At 61.5% G+C, this 14,442-nt stretch carries 18 protein-coding genes; 9 read left to right on the top strand and 9 right to left on the bottom strand.

Annotation, left to right across the window (positions count from 1 at the left end; translation table 11 throughout):
• Position 1 precedes the first annotated feature (1 nt).
• Genes ureC through ACNAOT_RS01305 form a run of 3 tightly spaced genes read right to left on the bottom strand, consistent with a single transcriptional unit; the run spans position 2 to position 2,414 of the window.
• Positions 2 to 1,732, bottom strand: a complete 1,731-nt coding sequence (gene ureC, locus ACNAOT_RS01315; protein WP_420179720.1) for an urease subunit alpha — start codon at positions 1,730 to 1,732, stop codon at positions 2 to 4.
• Positions 1,729 to 2,100 carry an urease subunit beta gene (locus ACNAOT_RS01310; RefSeq protein ID WP_420179719.1) on the bottom strand — a complete coding sequence of 124 codons (372 nt, stop codon included), beginning with the start codon at positions 2,098 to 2,100 and terminating at the stop codon, positions 1,729 to 1,731. The genes ureC and ACNAOT_RS01310 overlap by 4 nt, the downstream gene beginning before the upstream one ends.
• An 11-nt stretch (positions 2,101 to 2,111) precedes the next feature.
• Positions 2,112 to 2,414, bottom strand: a complete 303-nt coding sequence (locus ACNAOT_RS01305; RefSeq protein WP_091464608.1) for an urease subunit gamma — start codon at positions 2,412 to 2,414, stop codon at positions 2,112 to 2,114.
• Positions 2,415 to 2,619: 205 nt separating this feature from the next.
• On the opposite strand from ACNAOT_RS01305, the gene ACNAOT_RS01300 reads away from it, so the two are divergent.
• Positions 2,620 to 3,141, top strand: coding sequence for a flavin reductase family protein (locus ACNAOT_RS01300; protein ID WP_420179718.1), 522 nt, complete (start codon positions 2,620 to 2,622; stop codon positions 3,139 to 3,141).
• Here ACNAOT_RS01300 and ACNAOT_RS01295 read toward each other — a convergent pair.
• Positions 3,127 to 3,786, bottom strand: a complete 660-nt coding sequence (locus tag ACNAOT_RS01295; RefSeq protein ID WP_420179717.1) for a heme oxygenase (biliverdin-producing) — start codon at positions 3,784 to 3,786, stop codon at positions 3,127 to 3,129. The genes ACNAOT_RS01300 and ACNAOT_RS01295 overlap by 15 nt on opposite strands.
• Before the next feature lie 304 nt (positions 3,787 to 4,090).
• On the opposite strand from ACNAOT_RS01295, the gene ACNAOT_RS01290 reads away from it, so the two are divergent.
• On the top strand, positions 4,091 to 4,642 hold the full coding sequence (locus ACNAOT_RS01290) for an SRPBCC family protein (protein WP_420179716.1): 552 nt from the start codon (positions 4,091 to 4,093) through the stop codon (positions 4,640 to 4,642).
• Positions 4,643 to 4,744: 102 nt separating this feature from the next.
• Here the strand turns inward: ACNAOT_RS01290 and ACNAOT_RS01285 are convergent, their stop codons facing one another.
• From ACNAOT_RS01285 to ACNAOT_RS01275, 3 genes are read right to left on the bottom strand one after another with little or no spacing between them, the layout of a single operon-like run.
• Positions 4,745 to 5,845 carry a D-TA family PLP-dependent enzyme gene (locus ACNAOT_RS01285; RefSeq protein WP_420179715.1) on the bottom strand — a complete coding sequence of 367 codons (1,101 nt, stop codon included), beginning with the start codon at positions 5,843 to 5,845 and terminating at the stop codon, positions 4,745 to 4,747.
• A gap of 48 nt (positions 5,846 to 5,893) precedes the next feature.
• The gene (locus ACNAOT_RS01280) at positions 5,894 to 6,898 is read right to left on the bottom strand and encodes a LacI family DNA-binding transcriptional regulator (RefSeq protein WP_420179714.1); all 1,005 of its coding nucleotides are present in this window, start codon (positions 6,896 to 6,898) and stop codon (positions 5,894 to 5,896) included.
• Positions 6,899 to 6,947: 49 nt separating this feature from the next.
• Complete coding sequence (locus tag ACNAOT_RS01275; protein WP_420179713.1) at positions 6,948 to 7,217, bottom strand: hypothetical protein; 270 nt, start codon at positions 7,215 to 7,217, stop codon at positions 6,948 to 6,950.
• Between the two features lie 207 nt (positions 7,218 to 7,424).
• Between ACNAOT_RS01275 and ACNAOT_RS01270 the strand changes: the two genes are divergently transcribed.
• The 5 genes from ACNAOT_RS01270 (at position 7,425) to ACNAOT_RS01250 (ending at position 10,849) form a co-directional block, all read left to right on the top strand.
• On the top strand, positions 7,425 to 8,144 hold the full coding sequence (locus ACNAOT_RS01270; RefSeq protein WP_420179712.1) for a GAF and ANTAR domain-containing protein: 720 nt from the start codon (positions 7,425 to 7,427) through the stop codon (positions 8,142 to 8,144).
• A 283-nt stretch (positions 8,145 to 8,427) separates the two neighbouring features.
• Entirely contained in the window at positions 8,428 to 9,210 is a 783-nt protein-coding gene (locus ACNAOT_RS01265) for a GAF and ANTAR domain-containing protein (protein ID WP_420179711.1), read from the top strand.
• Between the two features lie 123 nt (positions 9,211 to 9,333).
• Complete coding sequence (locus tag ACNAOT_RS01260) at positions 9,334 to 10,056, top strand: GAF and ANTAR domain-containing protein (RefSeq protein ID WP_420179710.1); 723 nt, start codon at positions 9,334 to 9,336, stop codon at positions 10,054 to 10,056.
• 12 nt (positions 10,057 to 10,068) lie between these two features.
• Entirely contained in the window at positions 10,069 to 10,377 is a 309-nt protein-coding gene (locus tag ACNAOT_RS01255; protein WP_420179709.1) for a hypothetical protein, read from the top strand.
• A gap of 97 nt (positions 10,378 to 10,474) precedes the next feature.
• Complete coding sequence (locus tag ACNAOT_RS01250; protein WP_364307183.1) at positions 10,475 to 10,849, top strand: hypothetical protein; 375 nt, start codon at positions 10,475 to 10,477, stop codon at positions 10,847 to 10,849.
• Here ACNAOT_RS01250 and ACNAOT_RS01245 read toward each other — a convergent pair.
• The gene (locus tag ACNAOT_RS01245; RefSeq protein ID WP_420179708.1) at positions 10,846 to 12,372 is read right to left on the bottom strand and encodes an alpha-N-arabinofuranosidase; all 1,527 of its coding nucleotides are present in this window, start codon (positions 12,370 to 12,372) and stop codon (positions 10,846 to 10,848) included. The genes ACNAOT_RS01250 and ACNAOT_RS01245 overlap by 4 nt on opposite strands.
• Positions 12,373 to 12,572: 200 nt before the next feature.
• On the opposite strand from ACNAOT_RS01245, the gene ACNAOT_RS01240 reads away from it, so the two are divergent.
• On the top strand, positions 12,573 to 13,178 hold the full coding sequence (locus ACNAOT_RS01240; RefSeq protein ID WP_420179707.1) for a class I SAM-dependent methyltransferase: 606 nt from the start codon (positions 12,573 to 12,575) through the stop codon (positions 13,176 to 13,178).
• 586 nt (positions 13,179 to 13,764) lie between these two features.
• Complete coding sequence (locus ACNAOT_RS01235; protein WP_420179706.1) at positions 13,765 to 14,001, top strand: DUF3263 domain-containing protein; 237 nt, start codon at positions 13,765 to 13,767, stop codon at positions 13,999 to 14,001.
• Between the two features lie 12 nt (positions 14,002 to 14,013).
• Here the strand turns inward: ACNAOT_RS01235 and ACNAOT_RS01230 are convergent, their stop codons facing one another.
• Entirely contained in the window at positions 14,014 to 14,397 is a 384-nt protein-coding gene (locus ACNAOT_RS01230; protein ID WP_420179705.1) for a hypothetical protein, read from the bottom strand.
• Between the last annotated feature and the right edge of the window lie 45 nt (positions 14,398 to 14,442).

Below are 14,442 nucleotides of genomic sequence, written 5' to 3'. Positions count from 1 at the left end.
CCTAGAAGAGGAAGTAGCGCTGGGCCATGGGCAGCACGTCGGAGGGCTGGGAGGTGACTTCGACGCCGTCGACGCTCACTTTGTAGGTTTCGGGGTCAACGGCGATGTCCGGGGTTTCGCCGTTGTATTTGAGGTCCGCTTTGGTGAGGTTGCGGATGCCGGTGACGGGTTTGATGATGCGTTCGAGGCCGAGCTGGGCGGGCACTCCGGCGTCGATGGCGGCTTGGGACAGGAACGTGATGGACGTCTTCTGGAGGGCCTTGCCGTACGTGGCGAACATGGGCCGCATGGTCCGTGGTTGGGGGGTGGGGATGGAGGCGTTGGCGTCGCCCATGAGTGCGTAGGCGATTTGCCCGCCTTTGATGACGAGTTCGGGTTTCACGCCGAAGAACGCGGGGTCCCAGAGGACGAGGTCCGCGAATTTGCCTTCCTCCACGGAGCCGATGACGTCGGCCATGCCTTGGGCAATGGCCGCGTTGATGGTGTATTTGGCCACGTAGCGCTTGAGCCGGAAGTTGTCGGATTCGGCGGAACCGTGCACGGCGCCGGACGGATCGCGGAGGACCCCGCGTTGTCGTTTCATGGCGTCGGCTACCTGCCAAGTGCGGGTCACCACTTCGCCTACGCGTCCCATGGCTTGGGAGTCCGAGGACGTGATGGCGAAGATACCGAGGTCGTGCAGGACGTCTTCCGCGGCGATGGTTTCGGCGCGGATTCGCGAGTCTGCGAAGGCCACGTCCTCCGGGATGTCCGGGTTGAGGTGGTGGCAGACCATGAGCATGTCCAGGTGCTCTTCGATGGTGTTTTTGGTGTACGGCAGCGTGGGGTTGGTGGAGGCGGGGAGCACGTTGGGCAGGCCGGCGATCTTGATGATGTCGGGGGCGTGGCCACCGCCTGCGCCTTCGGTGTGGAAGGTGTGGATCACGCGCCCGTCGATCGCCCGGATGGTGTCTTCCACGAAGCCGCACTCGTTGAGGGTGTCTGTGTGGATGGCAACCTGGACGTCGTATTCGTCGGCTACCCGCAGCGACATGTCGATGGATGAGGTGGTGGACCCCCAGTCTTCATGGACTTTCAGCCCGACGGCACCGGCGCGGATCTGCTCTGCGAGGGGCTCGACGGCGGACGCGTGACCCTTCCCGAACAGGCCGATATTAACGGGCAGTCCCTCGGCGGCCTGCAGCATCCGGGAGATGTGCCAGGCGCCGGGTGTGATGGTGGTGGCTTTGGTTCCTTCGGCCGGGCCGGTGCCCCCGCCCACCATGGTGGTGATGCCGGTGCACAGTGCCGCGGGGACCTGCTCCGGGGAGATGAAATGGATGTGGGTGTCGATGCCGCCGGCGGTGAGGATTTTTCGTTCGCCGGCGATGATCTCTGTGCTGGCGCCGATCACGATGTCCACGCCGTCGGTGATCTGCGGGTTGCCTGCCTTGCCGATTTTGAAGATGTGCCCGTCTCTTAGGGCAACGTCGGCTTTGTAAATGCCGCTGTAATCGAGCACGATCACGTTGGTGATCACCGTGTCCGGAATGTCCTCGGATCGGGTCAGTTGGCCGTTCTGGCCCATGCCGTCGCGGATGACCTTGCCGCCACCGAAGACCACTTCTTCGCCGTAGACGGTGTGGTCCTTCTCGATTTCGAGGAACAGTTCGGTGTCGGCCAAACGGATGGCGTCACCTGTCGTCGGACCGTACAGCTCGGCATACTGTTTGCGGGGAATCTCGAAGCTCACTTGGTGTCTCCTTCTGGAGCAGTCCCGCTCAGCGAAGCAGTCCCGCTCGGGCGCGTGCCGCCGTCGAGCTTTCCGTTGATTGCGTTGCTGAGCCCGTGCACTTCGCGCGTCCCGGCGAGTTCAATCAGTTGGACCGTCTTCCTGTCCCCCGGCTCGAACCTTGCGGCCGTACCTGCTGGGATGTCCAAGCGGCGGCCGTAGGCGGCTACGCGGTCGAACTCCAGGGCGCTGTTAGCCTCGGCAAAGTGGTAATGCGAACCGACCTGCACGGGCCGGTCGCCGCGGTTCACAACCTCGACGGCGATCGCCGTACGGTCGCCATTACACGCAATGGAACCGGGTTGGAGCCTGTATTCACCGGGGATCATGGGGGGGGCTCCTAACGGATGGGGTTGTGGACGGTGACGAGCTTGGTGCCGTCGGGGAAGGTGGCTTCGATCTGAACGTCGTGGATCATTTCCGGCACGCCTTCCATAACGTCTTCGCGGCGGAGCACGGTGGTTCCATAGCTCATGAGTTGGGCAACTGTTCGGCCGTCCCGGGCCCCTTCGATGAGTTCGTAGCTGATGATCGCCACGGCTTCCGGGTAGTTCAGTTTGAGCCCTCGCCCTTGGCGGCGCCGCGCAAGGTCGGCGGCCACCACGATCATGAGTTTCTCCTGCTCACGGGGCAAAAGATGCATGGTTACTCCTTGGACGCCGGGCACCTGGACAGATTGTGACCAGCGTAGGGAGCAGAAGTTTCGGCTACGTTTCCGAATCGTCTCAGTCGAGGGTCGGTTTCTCAGGAATTGACCTCAACTTAAGTTGAGGTCCTAGCATCAATCAGGTGTGTGCCTGCACGAGGCGCCCTCCCAAACACAGTTCCAGTCCCACGAAGGTGTATGAATGACCCACCCCAAGCCCCTGCCATCCGAACCAGTCGGCGAGCTTTTCAGGGCCGCGTTTCGCGCTCATCCGGCAGGAGTCTCGATTGTCACGGCAGCGGGACCGGAGGGAGCAGTGGGGCTGACGGCATCCTCAGTGGCATCCGTGGCAGTGGATCCACCAGCGCTGGCATTCTCTGTAACCGGCGGCCGCTCGGCTTCTCACGTCGCAGCCGCACAGACAATCGTGGTCCATCTGGTCGGCGCCGATCAGGTGGAGCTCGTCCGGACCTTTGCAGACCCAGCAGCCCCGCGCTTCACGGACGCCATGGACTGGGAGGTACTGCCCACGGGAGAGCCCCTGCTCAAGGAGGCCATTTGGGCATTGCGGTGCGAAATCATCCACCGCGCACCGATGGGCGGCTCGGTGCTGCTGGCCGCGAGGGTTTTGGACATCAGGTCCAACCCGTCAGCTTCAGCTCCGCTGGTTTACCACAACAGGGAGTTCCACACCCTGTTCCAGAGTGTGTCAGCGGTGGCTTAACTGCAGGTACTGGTCCATCAGGTCCACAAAGACCTGCCGGTTGGTTTCGAAGGCCACTTCGGCATAGTGAAGGATTTCCTGCTTCTCGGTGTCCGAGAAATCGGCCTCGTCCAGGTGACTGCGGTATGAGCCCTTGTACGGCTTAATTTTCCCAATGCTGTCAAAGGCGTAAAAGTTGAGCGCTTCGGGTTTGACGCCGTAGTGCCGCTGAACAAGAGCGGAAATGATCTGCCCACCCGAAAGATCACCCAGATAGCGGACGTAGTGGTGTGCCATAAGATACGTGGCCGAGCCCGGACCGAGTGCGCCGAGTTCGTCGGCGTACGTCTGGGCTCCGGACGTCACATGCAGTTGGCCAGCGCCGAGCTTCCGCTCCCATCCATCTCCGAAGTGCACCGCCAAGTCCTTTTGCAGAGCCGGGACCCGCATGAGCGCCGGGTCAGCGAAGGGTGCGAGACGAGGGTCCGGGTTGACATCCAACGCTGATTCCAAAGCCCTGTAGATGACGAAGTTCTGCAGCAACATGGCTGCTACCTGATTCGCCTCCAACCGGCCGGCCAGCAATTCAGTGACGAATTCAGCCTGCTCGGCATGCTCGTGCGCGGAGGCTGTATGGCTTTTGAGCTCCTCGGATAAGGCGGTCATAGTTGACTCCAGTCGTCACGCTAAACGGACCAAAAGGCTGTTTGATGACACTCTGTCACAGGACCCACAAGGGGTAAAGCTTATTCGCGCCAGTTCCGCGAGGGCACTTCGTCACCCTGTCTTGGTTGGTCCGGCTGTGGGTCTGAAGGGGTTCTCGCTTGGGGGCCGTGGGCCCCAGGATCAAGTGAATTTAGGTGAATTTGTGGGCTGGCCTAAGCGTATACTCGCCCTCGTAGCGCCTCGTCAGAGGCGTCGCTACCGCGGCGCGTTAAACTTCGCATCGACCAAATGTTTGGGGGAAGCATTGGCCACCGACTCAACATCGGCAACTGCCGATCAGAAACGCTCTGCACTCGCATATGCCGGCCGCAGCCGCATCGGTGGTCTTGCGCTCCTCGAGGAGCCCGACGAAGTGTGTGAACTGCGCGTGGAGTCGTGGTTCCCGAAGCCCGCCGACGTTGTGATCGACTTCTGCCTTCAGCGCCAGAACTTCATCGCGATCATGCCCGACCGAATGCAGGTCATTTGGTCGTCGACCGAGACGGGTGAGTTGGGCGGCACGTACCACTTCCGCTGGTGGCTGAAGGACGTGATTCCCGTCCAGTGGGTGGCGTTCATCGACTCGTACACACCAGGCCACGAATTCAGCGACCAGCAGGTTCGGGGCTTTTTCCGCTACTTCCACCACACCCATACAGCTGTGGACGACGGCACAGGGAGTCGCTACACCGACACTCTGCGGTTCGCCGGGCCGTTTGGCGCCCGTGTGGATCGTGCGGTGTTACTGGGGCAGATGCGGAGGACATTCCGTGCGCGGCACGAGCGAATGAACCGCATGCTTTCGGTACTGGCATAACCGTCCGGATCTGCGCGGTGTCCGCCCCGGCGGAGCCGCGGCGTCAAATCCCCGCTGCAACCCGTTCCACCGACACGCCCTCCTCACAACAGACGCCCCGGCTTAGTTGTTCCGCCCCCGCGCCGCCACCGTCCAATGCTCCACCACGTCCCCTCCGCGCACCACAGTAACTTCATCCACAAGGTTCATGGTGAGGCACACATGGTTGGGGATGACCTGGAGCCGCGTGCCCAAGGGCGGCAGTTCCGAAGAATCCGGCCACACAACCGTGGCGTGGTGCTCGGACAGTGCGGTCACCCTGGCTTCGGGGTATTCGGGAAGCCGCCCATATCCTGCGGCCCAGTCCGGGCGGTCACTGCCCAGGATCTTGCTGCCGGCATCCACCACAACGCGGCGCATGTTCCCGTCACGGGCTTCGTGCCTACTGACCACAGTGGCGGCAACGGTCAGTGCGACATCGTCCCAGTTGCAGCGGTCGAGTTCCAATTGCTGGGCGTCACCGAACACGTAAACTCCGGGGCGCAGTTCGGTTGCCGCGGTGTCACCAGAGATCAGGGCAGTAGGTGTGGATCCCCCGCTGATGGTCTTCACGTCAAAGCCGGCCTGCGTCAAAGCCTTGGCGGCCGTCCCCAACGATTCATTCTCGTTGCTCGCCGCCCCGACGGGCATGCCGGGCTTGTAGCTGTGCCCCGGAAAAGTAAAGACCCCTGCCACGTTCAGCCCGGCAGAAGCGGCGGCGCGCGCAACATCCACCACCTCGTCCGGCAGCACGCCGCTCCGGTGATGTCCGCTATCCACTTCGATCAGCACCTCAATGCTTCCGGCATCCGTACCCAGCTGGCGACCCATCGCCGTCGCACTTTCCGCTGAATCCACGCCGACCGCGAGACGGCACTGAGCCGCCAAGGCGCGAAGCCGTTCCGCGTGGGACGCTTCCACCCAGAGCGGGTAGGCGATGAAGATGTCCGTCACGCCGTCCGCAGCGAAGACCTCGGCCTCGCCGATCGTGGCCACAGTGATGCCAACGGCTCCCGCCGCGAACTGCTTACGCGCGATCTCCAGCGTTTTGTGCGTCTTCACGTGTGGACGAAGCCCCAGCCCGCGCCCGCGCATGCTCGACGCCATCCGTTCGATGTTCCGGTCCAGGACATCGACGTCGATCAGGACGGCAGGGGTGATGACTTCAGCGGGAATCACGTTCATTCCTCAAACACTAACGGCCGGGACGCTGACCCCCCGAAGCCAACCACCCTACGGCGCCGACTGCCTGACGCGCATTTCGAACGCCGCTTTCGGTTGCTGAACAGTGAGGGCGGCGTCCTTGCTTTCAATTCGCTGGATGAGGAGTTCGACGGCGCGCTCCGCAATTTCCGTCCGTCCCGGCGCCACAGTAGTCAACGACGGCGACGCGAACCGCGACTCATCAATGTCATCGAACCCCGCCACGGCTATCTCTTCTGGGACTTTCCGGCCGCGAACCAGCAGTTCGTGCAGTGCCCCCAGGGCGAGGACGTCGTTAAGCCCGAAAACGGCGTCGAATTCCACACCACTGTCCAGCAACCTCGCGATGGCGTCGGCACCGCCGTCGCGCCGCCATTCGCAGGGGACCACCAGGGCCGGGTCGTGCTCCACACCGGCGGCAGCGAGCGCAGCCCGGTACCCACGGAGGCGAAGGCCGTTGCTGCCGGTTTCGTCGCCGTCGTGCGCTCCCAGGACTGCTATACGACGGCGGCCACCCGCCAGCAAGTGCGTGGTAACCGCTGCGGCAGCTTCTTGGTTTTGGATGAGGACAATGTCCAGTCGCGGGTCCTGCACGAATTCGCCCAGGAGGACCAGCGGTTTCTTACCGGCAGCGGCGATGATCTCTTCGGCGTCGAGCGCTAGCGGGATGAACAAGAGACCGTCCGTGAGGCTGCGGAACTGGCCCTGAAGCGCAGCCTTTTCGTGCTCCGCCTCGTTGCCGGATTGCTCCACCAAAACGCGGTAACCACGGGCCCATGCCGCCTTCATGATGTCCGAGGCGAGCTCGGCGTAGTACGGGATGGAGAGGTCGGCGAGGACCAATCCGAGCATGCTTGTCTTACCGGATCGGAGGCTGCGGGCCGTCAGGTTGGTTTCGTAGCCGAGCTCGTCGATCGCATCAAGGACGCGCTGCTTGGTGGCGGGCCGGATGAACTCGTAGTTGTTGATGACGTTGGAGACCGTCTTCAGCGAGACTCCCGCCGCGCGTGCGACGTCGTTCATGGTGACGGCCATACGGGTGCTCCTTCTCTACGTTGGTATACATCGTTGCAGATAGGGGGCCTCATACAGTGTCCATCACCGCGGCGACTGCCTCGATTTCCACCAACTGGTGGTCATAGCCGAGGACTGTGACGCCCATGTGCATGTTCTCGATCGCCTTCTCTGCCTGTGCCTTGTAGTCACCGATTCCGGCCGTGGAGCCGTCCGCATTCAACGGGCAGGATCCCGCGAGGAAGATCAGCCGGGCCTCTGCCGGCGCTGTGGCGGCGTAGGCGTACTGGGCGACGGAACTGAGCTTATCGGAGCGAATCAGGCTTACTGCACTGGGCATGGACGTCCTTCTTTTTGTCGGTTGAGTACATCCCATCACGGGCCGCCGCCCTGTCATGTTGAATGGCATCGGCGTAGTGTCGGGAGTAGGAGATTTCGGGTTGCGGCTAATGGTCCGGAGTCGAATATCCGGGCTTTGCGCGAACACGAGCGCACTGCCGCCCAGCCGGAGATGCGTGGACTCCGGTGATGCTGGAATTGAGGCCGCATGGCCCAGAGTGACGCAGTGCCCACAGCCGAACAGCTGCAGGACCTGCTTTTGGAAAGCCCGGGGTTCACCGAATTTCTTCTTGGATTGGCAACCATTTCGGCGTCCCTTCTTGGGGGTGACTCGCCCATGTTGTGCGCCATCACGGTGGAGCGTGAGGGCGGCCCATCCACAGTTGCGAGCAGCAATGACGCTGCCCGACGCCTGGATGAAAAACAATACGAGTTCGACGACGGCCCTTGCCTTACGGCCCTCCGGCAGCAGCGCACGGTGTTGATTCCGGACCTTCAGACCGATGAGTCCTGGCAGCACTATGCAAGGGAAATCTCGGATGAGGGCATCCGTTCTGTGCTGGCAGTGCCGATCCCAACCGATGACGGGTCGAAGTGTGCGCTGAACTGCTACTCCACAGAGCTGGGAACGTTTGGGCCTGACACGGTTGCACGGGTTGAAAGCCATGCCGAATCATTGTCAAGGATTCTGCGGCTGGCCCTTCGCCTGCACGCCGAAGACCCCTATCCTGAACATCTCAGGTCCGCTTTCAAATCCCGCGCCATCGTGGATGCTGCAATCGCCCTGATCATGATGCAGAACCACTGCAACCGGGAGTCAGCGCTCCGGCTTATACAAGTGGCCTCACGCAACAGCAATAAACGGCTCCATGAAATAGCCGGAGACATCCTGGACCGTGCCGGCTACATGGATCAGGAGGGCCGGTAGATTTCATGAACCCTGAACCCTGGGATGTGCCGGGAAACCATGGAGAATTTGATCAACGTCTGCGGGCGTCTTGCAGATTCCAGGTGGGAAATATCAGCCTTGATAGATTGTGGACCTACTATTTCGGGATTGGAGGAAACGCCGACGAATTGGCTTTGGAGGCCTACCTTAACGAACTTCTGACCCTAACCCCCGGTCAGATGCAACTCGTAGACACTGCCTTGAAGGAGCTCAGCTCCAACGGTCGGACGGAACCGGCTGGGCAGTAGTAAGGAAACACGCATTGACTGAAACCCAGCCCTCGGAACAGATTCCCGTCCCGGCCCCTGACGAGGACCACGTAGATCTGACGGACTTTCTGGTGCACCTTCAGGAGCTACTCGTGGAGAATGCCGACATTCGGGAATTCCTCCAGGATCTTGTCGACATGACTGCCGGAAGACTCAGCCGGAATGGCAACACCATCGCTTGCGGCGTAACTGTTATTCGTCAGAAGAAGCCTGTAGCCGTGGCGGACAGCGATCCCCTGGCCCGCAGACTGGACGACATCCAGAACAGCTTTGGAGACGGCCCCTGCCTCACCGCCCTCCGCACACGCACCATCACGCACGTCCCGAATGTCCGTGAGGAAACCCGATGGGCGGACTATATGAAGGCCGCCGTCTGCACGGACGTAGGCTCAATTCTCGCCTTGCCGATGGAATTGAACAGCACCGCAGAAGCCGTGGTAAACCTTTACTCAACGCGTCCCCACGGCTTCTCCCAGGAGGACATCGCCGCTGCTGAGAGGATCACAGCAACGGGAGCGAAAGCGCTGTACTTAGCCCTGAAAATTGCCCAGCTGCGGGATGCCCGGGAGAACCTCGCAGCCGCCTTGGACTCACGCACGGCGATCGATACCGCCGTCGGAATCGTTATGGCACAGAACCGCTGCAGCCGCGATGCCGCATTTCAGATTCTGGTCAGCGCTTCCAGCCACCGCAACATCAAGCTTCGCACTGTAGCGGAGAACGTCATCAGCCATGTTGCGGGAGACCGGAATATCACCACCGCATTTGAGGAGTAGAAATTGGGCCACTCGGTTGGGGCATGAGGTTCCAAAAGCACTAGGCTGGAATTGCAACACGAAATCCAGCAATTCACAGAATTTACGTGTCGGCTTGCCGACATGAACGGCCGGGAGAAGACCATGACGAAGAAGCAACTTCCTCTGGATGAACTCTCCGGTGCCATCGGCAGGATACTGGGCCTTCTCCTCACCGAGGAAAAGGTGGATCACGCAGTTCAGAACCTTTCACAGGCCATCAAGGAATCCGTACCGGGGACTATTGGCGCAGGGGTTTCCATCCTCGATTCCCAAGCCCGCAGAACCAGCACAGGTTTCACGGACAGCATCGTGGAGCAAGCCGACCATCTGCAGTACGAACTCGGCCAAGGTCCTTGCCTCACTGCCTGGGCGTCTGAGGAGACGGTTCTTCTCGATGACGTCCGCACAGACCCCCGTTGGCCCGAATGGAGCGCCTCCGTCAGCACTTTGCCCATCAGGTCAGTCATCAGCGCCCCCCTCATGGCCAACGGACACAGCATCGGTGCCATCAAAATTTATGCTTCCGAACCTTCCGTGTTTGACGCCGCCGCTGTTTCGTTGATGGAGCTCTATGCTTCCCCCGCCGCTACGCTTCTAGCCCACATCCAGAGCACCGAGACACCCAAGCGCATCAGCGAGGGTCTCCAAGTGGCCTTGAACAGCCGCGACCTGGTCAATCGGGCTTGCGGAATCCTCATGGAACGCCACAAAACTACTCATGAACGGGCTCTCCAACAACTGATACTGCAGGCTCGTAACCAGAGCCAGAGCCTCCAGGAAGTCAGTGCGGAGCTCGTAGCCGGGATCCCGGCAGACCGGAACTAGGGCCGCAGGACTATGGGCTTCGATAACAACGAACCCGAGCAACGCCGCCGACTCCATGCGGCACTTTCAGGCGCGGGGATCACCACAGGCACTTTATGGCTGCAGTACTTCAGCATCGGCGGATCGGTGGGCGAGTACGAGGTTGAAGCTTACTTGCAGGGAATGCTCTCCCTCCCCGAGCTGGAACGCGACCTCCTAGCCATGGCTGCTAACGAACTGTCCAACAGCGGTCCCGGACCCCACGCGCCGTACTCCGATGAATTCCCCCTCGACGCTCCGCGGGAAACCGATTCCACGGAGGACGGCCCCGCTTCCTCGTAACTGTCACACCCCGCTCATTTTCCTGCAACGCGCCCGCAACAAACATGCGCAAAGCTGGGTCCCATAGACGACGCGCAGCCAGCTGAGGGGTGCAGACATGAGCATTGTAAACAGGGATCTTTTCCAGGCACTGAAGACACAGGCAAGCCTGGCGCAGGCGTTCGGCACTTTGCCCGGAAGCCAGGATGAACCACATGCGCTGAAGCCGGGCGAGTTCATCGAGGCGTGGCACAACGGCCGCCTTTATCATCGGGGCACCGTAGTGAAAACAGTGGCCGGCACCGACCTTTTTTGGCTCCAGGACGAAACCGGCAGCCGCCGCCTGCTGGACATGGAGTCAATGGAAATCGTGACTGGCGACGAGCCGGCCCCGGCACCTGCAACGCAGGCACCGGAGCCCACCCCGACGGCCACGGTCACGCCGATCTCGGCGTACCCCATCTTCCGCGACGGCTCACAGGCTATTGCCTAGGAGTTGAGGGCCAGCCGGATCATGCTCCAGCTCACGGCCGGAAGCTCGGCGGTGAGGCGGCCGCCGTCGAGCTTTACACTGACGTTTTCGGACGGCAGGACCGACGTCGAATCGTCAGCCGTCGCCTGCCAGTACGGGTCTTTATTCGTGTAGGTAACAGCCTCGATGACTTTGCTTGCGTTGAGACTTCCGACCGCGGCATCCAACATCAGCACCTCGGCGGCAGCGCGGTTCACAGCGAACACCACGGCCTCGTTGGCTTCGGCGTCATAGGTTGCCACGGCTGACAGCGACGTGAATCCGGACGTCTTTTCGCTGGAAAGCTGTGGGGATTCGACGGCGAGATTCAGTACCGTGCCCGAGGCGTGCTGCGAGGTGAGCGCGAACGGGTGGAAGGTGGTCTGCTTCCAGGCGCGGCCGCCTGGCTCAGTCATGATCGGCGCGATCACGTTGACCAACTGCGCGAGGCTCGCGGAGTGGACGCGGTCCGTGTTGCGCAGCAAGGTGATGAGGAGGTCGCCCACCACCACGGCGTCCGCCACCGTGTAGCGGTCCTCGAGCAGCACGGGGGCGACAGGCCAGTCGTCCCCGGTGGGGGCCTTGGACTCGTCGCGGGACATGTGCCAGACATTCCATTCATCGAAGGAAATGTTGACCTGCTTTGCGGATTTCGTTGCCGATTTCACGTGGTCGATGTGGGACACGAGGTCCTTGATGAAGGCTTCCATGCGGTGCCCGGCGGAGAGATGCTCCTGCAGGTCTCCGAAGTCCTCGAAGTACTGGTGCGCCGAGATCAGGTCCACCAGTTCATAGGTCTCGCTGAGGACCACACGCTCCCATTCACCAAACGTCGGCATGGTGGGTGCCGAGCTTCCGCAGGCAACCAGTTCAAGATCCGGGTTGACCATGCGCATTGCCCGCGCCGTTTCGGCGGCAACCCGCGCGTACTCGCCCGCCTTCTTATGGCCGATCTGCCAGAAGCCGTCCATTTCGTTTCCGAGGCACCACATTTTGATGTTATGGGGCTCGACGGCGCCATTCGCCTTGCGCTGTTCGGACAGGGCCGTTCCACCCTTGATGTTGGAATATTCCAGCAGATCCAAAGCTTCCTGGGTTCCTCGAGTGCCCAGGTTGACGGCCATCATGGGCTCGACGCCGGCCTTCTCGGACCACTTGGCGAACTCGTCCACGCCCACCAGGTTCGGGTCGCTGGAGTGCCAGGCGAGGTCGAGCCGTGTGGGGCGGTCTTCCTTGGGCCCAACTCCGTCTTCCCAGCGATAGCCCGAGACGAAGTTGCCGCCCGGATACCGGACCGTGGAGACACCCAGTTCCTTGGTGAGCTCCAGGACGTCGGTGCGGAACCCGTCCTCATCGGCTTTGGGGTGCTCGGGCTCGAAGATGCCCGTGTAGACGCAGCGGCCCAGGTGCTCCACGAAAGCGCCGAAAGTCTTCCTCCTGACGGGGCCGACCACGAACGCGGGGTCAAGGGTGATTTTGGCCGTGGGGTTCTCTTGATTTCCCAAAGGGTGAGTCCTTATCTGCTGGGTTGCTGCTTTGCCGTTTTCTACAACGTTATAGAAACTATGCTGACTGTGCCGAGGGGTGTGAGTCAAGGGTTTTCTTCACCCGGCTCTCCCAAGCCCGCTCTAGTTTGCCGGGCACACCGTTGTGCGGCGGGAGATTCACATGAGTGCGGGTCTGGGCGCCACGTAGGCTGAGTCCCATGTCATCCGGGAACGTTGCAGCCGCCTATTCCGCCCGCGCAGCCGAGTACACCTCGCTGTTCGGATCGATCAGCTGCACGCATCCGGCCGATCAGCAGCTGATTCTCGCGTGGGCACGGGGCCTTTCCGGCAAGGTCATCGACGCCGGCTGCGGACCCGGACACTGGACGGATTTCCTGCACTCCGCCGGAGTGTCCGTCGAGGGCGTGGACTTGGTCCAGACGTTCATCAAAACTGCCAGGCAGCATTACCCGGACGCTCAGTTCTCTGTCGGATCAATTGAAAGATTGCCGACGGCGGGTCGGTCACTAGCAGGGATCCTCGCCTGGTACTCGGTGATTCACACTCCCCCTGATGCCATCGAAGCGGTTCTGGACGAGTTCTCCCGGTGCATCAAGCCCGGCGGGAGCCTTCTGCTCGGTTTCTTCGAGGGCCCCGCCCTTGAGGCTTTCCCTCATGCGGTGACTCCGGCTTACTTCTGGCCTGTGGAGGAGATCTCGGCTCGGCTTCGGACGGCCGGATTCACAGTTGTCAGCACCCACTCCCGCGTCGACCCCGGAGCCCGCCCACATGCCGCCATCATTGCCCGGCGTGCGAAACTCTGACTTTCAGCACACCCACACTCACCCTTGTTTGCTGACCCCGCCGTTGTGCGGCGGGAGATTCGTACCGAAGCAGGATCCGTGGAGCGAGGGAAACAAAAAAACAGGCCGGAGACTCAACGTCTCCGGCCTGTCTTGGAGGGTGGGCCCTGTGGGGATCGAACCCACGACCCACGGATTAAAAGTCTGGTCTGGCAACAAATCGGGTTGGAACGGGTCAGCCGAAACCCTGGAATCTAGAGGTTTTTGGCCCCCCTAACGGCACCTCTCGGAACGGGTCAGCCCGAAGATAGGCCCTCAAATAGGCCCTCAAATCCCTTGTGCCGCCTCCCCGCGAAACCTTGCCTCGGCAAGTCTCTCCAGCTGGTCAAGTGATGGCCCACCAGGGGTGAATGCTGCCTCAGCAATCTCACGAGGACTCATTCTGTTCATTCGAGCCGTCGCCTCGGCAAGGACTCTGCCTGCGGCCGCGATATGGGGCTGAGCTTCGGGTGGTACCTGACGAGGCCCAGGGGAAGTCCGGGTGGGGTGGGTGATCATGCGAGCAGCCTAGTCCCTCGCTGTCAGTGCCAGCTCGTAAACTCTCCCAATGCTTACTAACCAGCAGAAGGCCATGCTCGACTTGGCCGGCGAACACTTCAAACATGCAGGCTCTCTCGACTCGGCGGCCATGGATCGCTTTGGCATGACCCCGACCAGGTACTGGCAAGAGGTCAATCGGCTCATCCAAACAGAAGCGGCTGTCGCGTACCGCCCCGCAACAGTAGCCCATCTCAAGACAAGGCGACGCTCTATGGTTCGGACGGCCAGCCGGCTGCTCCGTTAGCCTCGGCAAAGCTCAACTACCACCGTGAAGTCCTGACTCTCGGTCAATGCGCTCCAGCACCCTGTTCGCGTACTCCCGCAGGTGCACCCAAATGTCAGGCTCCCGGTCAGCCACCCGGTCCCGGATCTCCCTAATCAACGGCGTTGGCGTTTTGGGGTTTGATAACACCCGTCCAAGAATCTGCGCGTTGTCGAATGTGGCCGCCCAGGCCAGATGCTCCGACGTAACGTCCTGGCGGCCCAAGATGCCCAGCACCACCTCTAGGTGAGCATCGTGCGTCATCAGCCCCGCCACTACCTCTGGTCGAAGGTTGGCCCTCGAAAGAACGGCGACGGCTGCACGCCAATCGCCGGCTAGCGCGTCGGCCTCAAACTTTTCTGCGTCATACCCAGTCATGCAACCATCATGCTCCGCTTAGTAGGGCTCTATTACCGAAGCGCT

Origin of the sequence: Paenarthrobacter sp. TA1.8 (genome assembly GCF_048595705.1) — a bacterium.
In the GTDB taxonomy this organism is placed as follows: Bacteria; Actinomycetota; Actinomycetes; order Actinomycetales; family Micrococcaceae; genus Arthrobacter; species Arthrobacter nitroguajacolicus.
This window is presented reverse-complemented; position numbering and strand designations above follow the sequence as displayed.

Bases quoted from the DNA above. Each gene is read 5' to 3' on its own strand.
- ACNAOT_RS01310 (WP_420179719.1), bottom strand. From the start codon at position 2,100: ATGATCCCCGGTGAATACAGGCTCCAACCCGGTTCCATTGCGTGTAAT.
- ACNAOT_RS01305 (WP_091464608.1), bottom strand. From the start codon at position 2,414: ATGCATCTTTTGCCCCGTGAGCAGGAGAAACTCATGATCGTGGTGGCC.
- ACNAOT_RS01300 (WP_420179718.1), top strand. From the start codon at position 2,620: ATGACCCACCCCAAGCCCCTGCCATCCGAACCAGTCGGCGAGCTTTTC.
- ACNAOT_RS01295 (WP_420179717.1), bottom strand. From the start codon at position 3,786: ATGACCGCCTTATCCGAGGAGCTCAAAAGCCATACAGCCTCCGCGCAC.
- ACNAOT_RS01285 (WP_420179715.1), bottom strand. From the start codon at position 5,845: ATGAACGTGATTCCCGCTGAAGTCATCACCCCTGCCGTCCTGATCGAC.
- ACNAOT_RS01280 (WP_420179714.1), bottom strand. From the start codon at position 6,898: ATGGCCGTCACCATGAACGACGTCGCACGCGCGGCGGGAGTCTCGCTG.
- ACNAOT_RS01275 (WP_420179713.1), bottom strand. From the start codon at position 7,217: ATGCCCAGTGCAGTAAGCCTGATTCGCTCCGATAAGCTCAGTTCCGTC.
- ACNAOT_RS01270 (WP_420179712.1), top strand. From the start codon at position 7,425: ATGGCCCAGAGTGACGCAGTGCCCACAGCCGAACAGCTGCAGGACCTG.
- ACNAOT_RS01260 (WP_420179710.1), top strand. From the start codon at position 9,334: ATGACGAAGAAGCAACTTCCTCTGGATGAACTCTCCGGTGCCATCGGC.
- ACNAOT_RS01255 (WP_420179709.1), top strand. From the start codon at position 10,069: ATGGGCTTCGATAACAACGAACCCGAGCAACGCCGCCGACTCCATGCG.
- ACNAOT_RS01250 (WP_364307183.1), top strand. From the start codon at position 10,475: ATGAGCATTGTAAACAGGGATCTTTTCCAGGCACTGAAGACACAGGCA.
- ACNAOT_RS01240 (WP_420179707.1), top strand. From the start codon at position 12,573: ATGTCATCCGGGAACGTTGCAGCCGCCTATTCCGCCCGCGCAGCCGAG.
- ACNAOT_RS01235 (WP_420179706.1), top strand. From the start codon at position 13,765: ATGCTTACTAACCAGCAGAAGGCCATGCTCGACTTGGCCGGCGAACAC.
- ACNAOT_RS01230 (WP_420179705.1), bottom strand. From the start codon at position 14,397: ATGACTGGGTATGACGCAGAAAAGTTTGAGGCCGACGCGCTAGCCGGC.